This is a genomic window from Streptomyces sp. NPDC088194 (assembly GCF_040702025.1).
Classification (GTDB): Bacteria; Actinomycetota; Actinomycetes; order Streptomycetales; family Streptomycetaceae; genus Actinacidiphila.
Genome location: NZ_JBFBIV010000163.1, coordinates 1 through 11466 on the forward strand (window position 1 = coordinate 1; position 11466 = coordinate 11466).

General features: G+C 73.0%; 2 protein-coding genes and 1 pseudogene. All 3 read right to left on the reverse strand.

Features of this window, described 5'->3' with window-relative positions; genetic code table 11:
- The coding region (locus tag AB0399_RS39260) for an SDR family NAD(P)-dependent oxidoreductase (protein ID WP_366414541.1) at nucleotides 1-7145 on the reverse strand (7145 nt) is incomplete at its 3' end.
- A 57-nt stretch (nucleotides 7146-7202) separates the two neighbouring features.
- Nucleotides 7203-10928 (reverse strand): SDR family NAD(P)-dependent oxidoreductase, encoded by a 3726-nt coding sequence (locus AB0399_RS39265; RefSeq protein ID WP_366414542.1) that lies wholly within the window; start codon nucleotides 10926-10928, stop codon nucleotides 7203-7205.
- Between the two features lie 159 nt (nucleotides 10929-11087).
- Nucleotides 11088-11466: pseudogene (locus AB0399_RS39270) on the reverse strand (acyltransferase domain-containing protein); the annotation flags it as partial.

Consider the following 11466-nt stretch of genomic DNA (forward strand, 5'->3'; position numbering starts at 1 on the left):
GCCATACCCACCCACTGCGCACCCTGACCAGGAAAAACAAACACCGTCTTCCCCGACACCGAACGATCCTGCACCACCCCCACACCCGGCTCACCCACCGACAACGCCACCAACCCCGCCAACAAACCCTCACGATCACCAGCAGACACCGCAGCACGATGCTCCAAATGCGCCCGCGTCGTCGCCGCCGAGAACGCCGTATCCAACACACCAAGCTCCGACCGCGCCAGCAGATGCTCCCGCAACCGACCCGCCTGCGCCCGCAACCCCACCTCATCCCTCGCCGACACCACCACCGGCACCAACGGCAGGCTCTTCTCGGGCTGCTCCGCCGGCTCCTCGGCGGCCGCCGGAGCCTCCTCCAGGATCATGTGCGCGTTCGTGCCGGAGACGCCGAAGGACGACACGGCCGCGCGGCGGGGCCGGCCGGGGTCGGTCCAGGGGCGGGACTCGGTCAGCAGCCTGACGGCGCCCGACTCCCAGTCCACGTGCGAGGACGGCTCGTCCACGTGCAAGGTGGCGGGGAGTTGCCGGTGCCGCAGCGCCTGCACCATCTTGATCACCCCGGCCACGCCGGCCGCGGCCGAGGAGTGGCCGATGTTCGACTTGATCGAGCCGAGCCACAACGGCCGCTCGGCGTCGCGGCCTTGCCCGTACGTCGCCAGCAGCGCCTGAGCTTCGATCGGGTCACCGAGGCGCGTGCCCGTGCCGTGCCCCTCGACCGCGTCGACCTGGTCGGGACGCAGCCCGGCCGCGGCCAGCGCGTTCCGGATCACCCGCTCCTGGGCCGGACCGCTCGGCGCCGTAAGCCCGTTGGACGCGCCGTCCTGGTTCACCGCGCTGCCGCGAACGACCGCCAGCACCCGGTGACCCAGACGCTGCGCGTCCGACAACCGCTCCATCACGACCAGGCCGACACCGTCGGAGAAGCCGGTCCCGTCAGCCCCGGCCGCGTACGACCGGCACCGGCCGTCGGGTGACAGGCCGCGCTGCCGGGAGAACTCCACCAGCAGGAACGGCCCGGACATCACGGTCGCTCCGCCGGCCAGGGCCAGCGAGCACTCGCCGTTGCGCAGTGCCTGCGCGGCCAGGTGCATCGCCACCAAGGAGGAGGAGCACGCGGTGTCCACGGAGACCGCGGGGCCCTGGAGCCCGAAGGTGTAGCTCAGCCGCCCCGAGACCACGCTCGTCGTGGTGCCGGTCAGTTTGAAGCCTTCCAGCTCGGGCGTCGCACCCCGGCCGTACTCGGAGGCGACCGCGCCGCAGAACACGCCGGTGTCGCTGCCGCGCAACGAGCCCGGGTCGATCCCGGCGTCCTCCAGCGCCTCCCAGGCACCTTCGAGCAGCAACCGCTGCTGCGGGTCCATCGCCAGCGCCTCACGCGGGCTGATCCCGAAGAACCCCGCGTCGAACTCGCCGGCCCCGTCGAGATATCCGCCGCCGCGCGCGTACACCGTGCCGGCCCGCTCCGGGTCCGGGTCGTACAGCCGCTCCAGGTCCCAACCACGGTCCCCCGGCAGACCCGATATCGCGTCCCGGCCCTCGGCGACCAGGTCCCACAGCCCCTCGGGCGACGACGCGCCACCCGGGTAGCGGCAGCTCATGCCCACGATCGCCAGCGGCTCGTCCACGTCGGCCCGCCGCCGGGCCGGAACCCGCGCCGCCACCGCCTTCCCGGCGCCCGCGTCGGCACCGGGTACCTGCGTCACCAGGAACTTCGCCACCGCGACCGCGGTCGGGTGGTCGAACACCAAGGTCGCGGGCAACTTGAGTCCGGTCGCCTGGACCAGGCGGTTGCGCAACTCGACCGAGGAGAGCGAGTCGAAGCCCTGCTCCTTGAAGGCCCGTCCCGATTCCACCGTGGACGCCGACGCGTGCCCGAGCACCGCCGCCACCTGCGCGGTCACCAGCTCCAGCGTCACCCGTTCCCACTGCTCGCGCTCGACTCCCGCGAGCCGGGTCGCCAGCGACCCTCCGCCGCCCGCGCGCCCCGCACGGCCGGGCGAGCGGACCAGCCCGGCGAGCAACGGCACGGCTGTCCCGGCCCGGGCCTGCTCGCGCAGCGCGGCCAGGTCCAGTTGGACCGGAGCGACCAGCGCGGCATCCACCCGCTGTGCCGCGTCGAGCAGTTCGAGCCCCAGCTCGGAGGAGAGCGCCTGCACACCCATGCGCTCCAACCGGGCGAGTTGCGCGGCGTCCAGTTCCCCGGTCATGCCGGTCTCCGCCGCCCACAGACCCCACGCCAGCGACACCGCCGGACGACCCTGCGCCCGCCGCCACGCCGCCAACGCGTCCAACCCGGCATTCGCAGCAGCGTAGTTGCCCTGCCCCGCACTCCCGATCAGCGCCGCCACCGAGGAGAACAGCACGAACGACCGCAGGTCCAGCTCCGCCGTCAACTCGTCGAGCAGCAAGGCCGCGTCCAGCTTCGGCCGCAACACGCGGTCCACCTGCTCCGGCGTCAGCGACGCCACCAGCCCGTCCTCCAGGACACCGGCCGCGTGTACGACACCGGTCAGTGGAACCTCCAACGAGCCCAGCAACGAGGTCAGTTGCTCGCGGTCCGCCACATCACACGCAGCAACCCGCACCTGGCATCCGGCGGCCTCCAGCTCCGCGACCAACTCGCCCGCGCCCGGCGCCTCCAGACCCCGCCTCGACGCCAGCACCAGATGCCGCGCACCACCGGCAGTGACCAAGTGCCGTGCCACCAGGGCACCCAGACCCCCGGTCCCACCCGTCACCAGCACCGCGCCATCCGTGCCGGCGCCCAGCAGCGGCCCGGCCGCCGGCGCCGCGGGCACGACGGCCCGCGTCAGTCGCGGAGCGAGCACCTTGCCGCCGCGCACCGCCACCTGCGGCTCGTCGTACCCGACGAGCGCGGCAAGCCCCGGGCCCGTCGCGTCGCGGCCGGCCGGGTCCAGGTTCGGGTCCAGCTCCGGGTCGAGGTCCACCAGGACGAAGCGCCCCGGGTGCTCGGACTGCGCGCTGCGCACCAGGCCCCACGCGGCAGCCGCCGCCACATCCGGTGCCTCCGCGCCGACCGCGATCGCACCCCGGGTCACCAGCACCAACCGGGACTCCGCCAGGGCCTCCGCGGCCAGCCACTCCTGCACCAGTGCGAGCGTCCGCGCCGCTACCTCGTGCGCGGTCCCCGCCACGTCCGCCGCGCCGCCGTCAAGCACCGCGCCGCCGTCGTCGAGCGCCGCGCCGGACGGCACCGCCGCCACCACCGCACCCGGCACCGCCGCGCCGGCCGCCACCGCGCCGACCAGCGCGTCGAGGTCCGCGAACCGCTCGCCGGCCTCCGTACCCTCCTGCGCACCCGGTACCGCGACCTCACCGAGCACCGCGACGCTCGCCGGGGCAGCGCCGCTCGCGCCCGCGGCCTCGGCCCACTCCACCGTGAACAGCGAACCGTCGGCCGCCCGCGCGGCACCCGCCAACTGCGCCTGGTCCACCGGCCGGAGCACGAGGGACCGGACCGACACCACCGGGGCGCCGGAGTCGTCGACCGCGTCGAACCGCACCGTGGAGTCGCCGATGGCCCCTGCGCGGACCCGCAGCCGTGAGACGCCCTGGCGCCCGAGCCGGACACCGGTCCAGCTGAACGGCATCTTGTGCTGGCTGCCGCCGGTGAACAGGGGCACGCCGCCCTGCACCACCGCGTCGAAGAGCGCCGGGTGGATGCCGAACTCGCCGGCCGGACCCGCGTACTCGTCCGCCAGCGCGACCTCGACGTAGATGTCGTCCCCGTCGCGCCAGGCCGCCCGCATCCCCTGGAAGACCGGCCCGTAGTCGTATCCGAGGTCGGTGAGCTGGTCGTAGAGCCGCTCGGCCGGGACCGGTTCGGCGTCCGGCGGCGGCCACTGCGCCGCCCAGGCCGCGGCCGGCTCGGGCTCGGTCTCGGCGGCGAGTACGCCCCGCGCGTGGCAGATCGACCCGCCCCGCTCGCCGCCCTCGGGGGTGGTGTAGATCGCGACGGCACGGTGGCCGTTCTCGTCGGCCTCCGCGACGGTGACCTGGAGCTGCACCGAGGAATCCCCGGCGAGCAACAGGGGTGCGCCCAGGACCAGTTCCTCCACCACCGGGCAGCCCACGTGGCCGCCCGCCGTCAGCGCGAGCTCCACCAGCGTGACGCCGGGCACGACGACCGTGCCGAAGAGCATGTGCTCGGTGACCCAGGAGTCCGTGTCCGTGCCCAACCGCCCGGTGAACAGCCACTGGTCCTGGTCGCCGATCCGCACGCCCGCGGTCAGCAAGGGGTGATCGACACGCTCGGCCCCGGCCGCGACCGAGCCCTGGGCCCCGGCCCCCGACAACTGCCAGTAGCGTTCCCGCTGGAAGGCGTATGTCGGCAGGGATACGGTCCTGGCACCGGTGCCGGCGTAGAACGCGGCCCAGTCCACGGGCACTCCGGCCGCGTGCACGGCCGCAGCGAACCCGGCGAACGCGGCCGGCTCCTCCTGCCGGGCCCGCAGCGCCGCCACGAACACCGCCTGCCCGGCGGCCTCGTCGCCGCTCGCGGCCTCCACCGCCTGGCGGGCCAGCGCGGTCAACGACCCGTCCGGCCCCAACTCCAGGAACCGCGTCACCCCAAGACCGGCCAACGCGCTGATCCCATCAGCGAAGCGGACCGCCTCCCGCGCATGCCGCACCCAATACGACGGGTCCGCCAACTCACCCGGCACCGTCACCGCACCGGTCAGGTTCGACACCACCGGAATGACGGGCTCGGCGAACCGCAAACGGCCCGTCACCTCCGCGAACTGGTCGAGCATCGGCTCCATCAACGCCGAGTGGAACGCATGAGACACCCGCAACCGAGTCGTCTTCACCCCCTCCCACACCGGAAGCCGCAGCCACTCCTCCAGGGCCTCCTGCTCACCGGACACCACGACCGCCCGGGCACCGTTCACCGCGGCAATCGACAACCGGTCCTCGAACCCGGCCAACGACTCCCGCACCTGCTCCTCGCCAGCCTGCACCGCCACCATCCCGCCACCGGCCGGCAACGCACCCATCAACCTGCCCCGAGCCGCCACCAACGCGCTCGCGTCCGGCAGGGACAGCACCCCGGCCACATGCGCCGCCGCGATCTCGCCCACCGAGTGACCGACCAGGAAGTCCGGCCGAATCCCCAGCGACTCCGCCAGCCGGAACAACGCCACCTCGACCGCGAACAACCCCGCCTGCGTGAACTGCGTCGCGTTCAGCAACCCGGCCTCCGCCGAGCCCTCTTCCGCCGCCAACACCGCCGACAACGGCCGCTCCAACAAAGGATCAAGCTCCGCACACACCTCGTCCAGCGCCCGCGCGAACACCGGGAACACCGACGCCAACCCCAAGCCCATCCGGGCCCGCTGCGCCCCCTGACCGGAGAACACGAACGCCGTCTTCCCCGACACCGCCCGTCCCTGCACCACACCCGCACCCGGCTCACCCAGCGACAGCGCCGCCAACCCCGCCAGCAACGACTCCCGGTCACCGGCCACCACCGCGGCCCGCTCCTCCAGGTGGGATCGCGTGGTCGCGGCCGAGAACGCCGTGTCCAACACACCAAGCTCCGCATGCGCCAGCAGATGCTCCCGCAACCGCCGGGCCTGCGCCCGCAACGCCACTTCATCCTTCGCCGAGACCAACACCGGTACCACCGGCCGGACTTCCCGTTCCGCCTGAGCGGACGCCCGCGAGCTCGTACCCGTGCCCGTGCCCGTACCCGAGACCGATTCCGGCTCGCTGTCGCTCTGCGCGGGCGCCTCCTCCAGGATCAGGTGGGCATTCGTGCCCGAGATCCCGAAGGACGACACGCCCGCGCGGCGGGGACGTTCACCGGCCGGCCAGGGCTGGGCGTCGGTCAGCAGCCTGACCGCACCCGACTCCCAGTCCACCTGCGAGGACGGCGCGTCCACGTGCAGCGTCGCCGGGAGCCGCTCGTGCCGCAGCGCCTGCACCATCTTGATGACACCGGCCACCCCGGCCGCCATCGAGGAGTGGCCGATGTTCGACTTGATCGAGCCCAACCACAGCGGGTCGCCGGCCTCGCGGTCCTGTCCGTACGTCGCGAGCAGCGCGTGCGCCTCTATGGGGTCACCGAGCCGCGTGCCCGTGCCGTGCCCCTCGACCGCGTCGACCTCGTCGGGACGCAGGCCGGCCGCGGACAGTGCCGCGCGGATCACTCGCTCCTGCGACGGGCCGCTCGGCGCGGTAAGCCCGTTGGACGCACCGTCCTGGTTCACCGCGCTGCCCCGGACCACCGCCAGCACCCGGTGTCCGCGGCGCCGGGCGTCCGACAGGCGCTCCATCACGACCAGGCCGACACCGTCGGAGAAGCCGGTGCCGTCAGCGCCCTCCGCGTACGACTTGCACCGGCCGTCCGCGGCCAGCCCGCGCTGCCGGGAGAACTCCACCAGCAGGAACGGCGTGGACAGCACCGTCACGCCGCCGGCCAGCGCCAGCGAGCACTCACCGGAACGCAGCGCCTGCGCGGCCAGGTGCATCGCCACCAGCGACGACGAGCACGCCGTGTCCACCGACACCGCGGGACCCTCCAGGCCCAGGCTGTACGCCACCCGGCCGGACACCACGCTCGTCGTTCCGCCGGTCAGCCGGAAACCCTCCAGGTCCGACCGGCCGCCCGGCGCCGACCCCGACCCCGGGTAGTCCGAGATGCCGACGCCGCAGAACACGCCGGTGTCGCTGCCGCGCAGCGAGGCCGGGTCGATCCCGGCGTCCTCCAGCGCCTCCCACGACCCCTCCAGCAACAGCCGCTGCTGCGGGTCCATCGCCAGCGCCTCGCGCGGGCTGATCCCGAAGAACCCCGCGTCGAAGTCGCCCACCCCGTCGGCGAATCCGCCGCGCTGGGCGTAGAACGTCCCGACCTTGTCCGGGTCCGGGTCGTGCAGCCGCTCCAGGTCCCAGCCACGGTCCTCGGGCAGCCCCGCCATCGCGTCCCGGCCGGTCGCCACCAGGTCCCACAACTGCTCGGGCGACGACGCGCCACCCGGGTACCGGCAACTCATCCCCACGATCGCCAGCGGCTCGGTGGACTGCGCCATGAGTCGCCGGTTCTGCTGCCGAAGTCGCTCGGCTTCCTTGACCGACCGCCTCAGGGCTTCGACGAGCTCGTTCTGGTCGCCAGCCATGCTTGTTCCTCCAGGTTCAGGCGCAAAGCGGGGGTAAGTCGGTTGGCACGCTTGTGCTTAAACTGCGGTCTCTTCGGTCATCCGGATGAGGGCCGCGGCGTCCATGTCGTCGATCGACTCGGTGCTGTCCTCCGCCGACGAGCCGTCGTCCGAGGCGCTGTTCACCAGTTCCAGGAGCGCGTCGAGCAGTCCCGACGCCCGCAGGCGGTTGATCGGGATCGATGTCAGCACGTCCCGGATCTCGTCCTCTTCCGACGAGCGGCGGCCGTTCGGCACGGTGCCGGGCATGGCGACCGGGATCATGTACTGGGTGACGGCGATCGCGGTGGGATGGTCGAAGACGAGCGTGGTCGGCAGCTTGAGGCCGGTCGCCTGGGTCAGGCGGTTGCGCAGTTCGACCGCGGAGAGCGAGTCGAAGCCCAGCTCCTTGAACGCCCGACCCGGGTCCACCGCCGATCCCGACGCGTGCCCGAGCACCGCCGCGACCTGCGCGGTCACCAGGTCCAGCGTCACCTGCTCCCAGTCCTCCCGTCCCACCTGGGCCAGCCGGGAGGCCAGCGACCCGTTCCCGCTCGCGGCCCGGGCCTGCCGGACCTGGACCCGTACGAGTCCGGCGAGCAAGGGCGGCGCCATCCCCTGCCGGGCCTGCGCCCGGATCGAGGCGAGGTCCAGTTGGACCGGGGCGACCAGCGCGGCGTCCACCCGCTGTGCCGCGTCGAGCAGTTCGAGCCCCAGCTCCGTGGGCAGCGGCTGGAGACCCAGCCGGTTCAGCCTGGTCAGGTCGGCGTCGTCCAGCTCACCGGTCATCCCGGTGCGGGTCTCCCACAGGCCCCAGGCCAGCGATACGGCCGGACGGCCCTGCGCCCGGCGCCGCGCGGCGACGGCGTCCAGTACGGCGTTGGCGGCGGCGTAGTTGCCCTGCCCGGGATTGCCGATGAGCGCGGCGACCGAGGAGAACAGCACGAACGACTGGAGGTCGGTGCCGGCCGTCAACTCGTCGAGCAGCAGCGCCGCGTCGACCTTCGGCCGCATCACCCGGTCCAACTGCTCGGGGCTCAGCGACGCCACCACTCCGTCGTCCAGGACGCCGGCCGCGTGCACCACGCCCGCCAGCGGAACCTCCAACGAACCGAGGAGAGCGGACAGTTGCTCCCGGTCGGCCACATCACACGCAGCGACCCGAACGTGGCACCCGGCCGCTTCCAACTCCGCGACCAACTCGCCCGCGCCCGGAGCCTCCAGACCCCGCCTCGACGCCAGCACCAGATGCCGCGCACCACCAACAGTGACCAAGTGCCTTGCCACCAGCGCACCCAGACCCCCGGTCCCACCCGTCACCAGCACCGCGTGACCCGGGTCCGCCGGCTGCGGAACCGTGAACACCACCTTGCCGGTGTTACGCCCCTCCCGCAGGAACCGGAACGCCTCCGCATACCGGCGGATATCCCAAGTACGGATGGGCGCATGGGACAACACGCCCCCGTCGAGCATCTCCAGAATCTCACCGAGCATCTGCCCCAACCGCTCAGGGCTCACCTCGAAAAGGTCGAACGCCCGGTACTCCACCCCCGGATGAGCCTCAGCCACCGCCTGCGGGTCGCGAACATCCGCCTTCCCCATCTCCAGGAACCGCCCACCCCGCGGCAACAACCCGAGAGAGGCGTCAACGAACTCACCCGCCAACGCGTCCAGCACCACATCCACACCCGCACCGCCGGTCTCCCGCGCGAACACCTCCGCGAACTCCAAGTCACGCGACGACGCGATCCGCTCACCCGGCACACCCAACGCCCGTACGGCATCCCACTTCGCCGGACTCGCCGTCGCATAGACCTCCGCACCCAGATGAGCGGCGATCTGCACCGCCGCCATCCCCACACCGCCCGCCGCGGAATGCACCAACACCCGCTCCCCGGCCGCCAACCCGCCGAGGTCCACCAGCCCGTAATAGGCGGTCAGGTACACCACCGGCACCGCGGCCGCCTGCTCGAACGACCAGCCCTCGGGCATCGGCGCGACCATCCGCCGATCCGCGATCGCCGCCGTACCGAACGACTCGAGGATCAGGCCCATCACCCGGTCACCGGCCGCCAGGTCCGTGACCCCGGGACCGGTCTCCAGGACGACCCCCGCCGCCTCACTGCCCAGCGGCGCGTCACCCGGGTACACGCCCAACGCGATCAGCACATCACGGAAGTTGAGCCCCGCGGCCCGCACCGCGACCCGGACCTCGCCCGCCGCCAGCGGACGATCGGCACCGGACGGAACCAGCGCCAGGCCCTCCAGCGATCCCTTCGCGACCGACGCCAACCGCCACGGCCCCTCGGCGGGCACGGTGGCCCGCGTCAGCCGGGGTGCCAGCACCCGTCCCTCGCGCACGGCCACCTGCGGCTCGTCGAGCAGGGCCAGCGTGGCCCAGTCCGGCTCCGCCTTCCCGCCGACAGCCTCCAGGTCCGACTCCGGGTCCGACTTCGGGTCCGACTTCGGGTCCAGGGCCGGGTCCAGGTCCACCAGCACGAACCGCCCCGGGTGCTCGGACTGCGCGCTGCGCACCAGACCCCACGCGGCAGCCGCCGCCACATCCGGCGCCTCCCCACCGGTCGCGATCGCACCCCGCGTCACCAGCACCAACCGCGCACCCGACAACGCATCCGCGGCCAGCCACCCCTGCACCAGCTCCAGCGTCCGCGCCGCCACCGCACGTGCGGCGTCGGCTTCGTCGCCAGGACCTGACGTGGCACCGACCGTGGCGACCACCACGTCCGGCACCGCCGCGCCCGCGGCCAGGGTCGACTCCAGGGCGTCCAGATCCGCGTAGCGCTCACCGGGGCCGGCCGGTCCGCCGAGCAGGGCCACCGGCACCAGGGCCGGCACCAACCCGGCGTCGTCCGCCGCCCGGACCGGGACCCACTCCACCGTGAAGAGGCTGTCCTGCCCGTTGCCCTGCGCGCGTTCGAGCTGCGCCTGGTCGACGGGACGGAAGGCGACGGCGTCCACCGCCGCGATCACGGCCCCCGAGTCGTCGGCCATGTCGATACGGAACGCGGAGTCGCCCGTGGGGGTGAGCATGACCCGGGCCCGCGGCCCGGACGCCGGCCCGGTCCTGATCCCCGACCACGCGAAGGGCAGGCCCACCGGGGAGCCGGCCTGCATCTCCAGCAGGCTGCCGTGCAACGCGGCGTCCAGCAGCGCCGGGTGGATGCCGAACCCCTGGCCGGAACCGGCGTGGTCGTCCGGCAGGACCACCTCGGCGTAGACCTGCTCGCCGTCGCGCCAGGCCGCCTGCAAGCCCTGGAACAGCGGCCCGTACTCGTAACCGGCCTCCGCCAGCCGCTCGTACAGCCCCTCGACCGGCACCGCGACGGCGCCCTCCGGCGGCCAGTACGCGGGGAACGGCACCGCGGGAGCCTCGACCTCCGAGCCGAGCTTGCCGCGGGCGTGGCAGGTGGGCTGGGCGGCGGCCTCCTGCCCACCGCTCTCACCCGGCGCCGTGTAGATCGCGAGGTCACGGCGTCCGTCCTCGTCCGGCGCTCCGACGGTGACCTGGAGATCGAGCGCCGCGCCCTCGGCCAGCAGCAACGGAACCTGCAACACCAGTTCCTCGACGACCGGGCACCCCGCGCGCGCCCCCGCCGCCAGCGCCAACTCCACCAGCGCGGCCCCCGGCACGATCACCATGCCGAACACCGCGTGATCGCGCGTCCACGGCTGGGCCTCCTGCGATACCCGCCCGGTGAACACCCACTCGTCACGGTCGCCGACCCGCACCGCGGCCGACAGCATCGGATGCCCGAACCGCGCCAACCCAGCACCCGCCAGGTCCCCGCCCCCGGCCCCCACCGGCAGCCAATACCGCGACCGCTGGAACGCATACCCCGGCAGATCAACCCGCCCGGCACCCGAACCGGCAAAGAACGCGGACCAATCAACCTGTACGCCGGCCACATGCGCCTCAGCGAGCGACATCGCGAACCGACCCGGACCACCCTCACCACGCCGCAACGACCCGATCACCCGAACCCGATCACCACCCTCCACCTCACCGGCCGTCTCCGACACCGCAGAAACCAACACCGGATGCGGCGACATCTCCACAAAGAACCCCGCACCCTCCGCCACCAACTCCCGCACCGCACCCTCAAAACCCACCTGCCCACGCAAATTCCTGAACCAATACCCCCCATCCAACATCTCCGTCCCCACAAACCCACCCACCGCCGTCGAATAGAACGGCACCCGCCCCGAAACCGGCACAAGAGGCGCCAACACCTCCAACAACGCCTCCTCCATCACCCCCACCTGAGCCGAATGCGACGCATAA

Excerpts from the sequence above, each read along its gene's own strand:
- AB0399_RS39265 (WP_366414542.1), bottom strand. The coding sequence starts at position 10,928 with ATGCTGTCGGCCGCGGTGCGGGTCGGCGACCGTGACGAGTGGGTGTTC.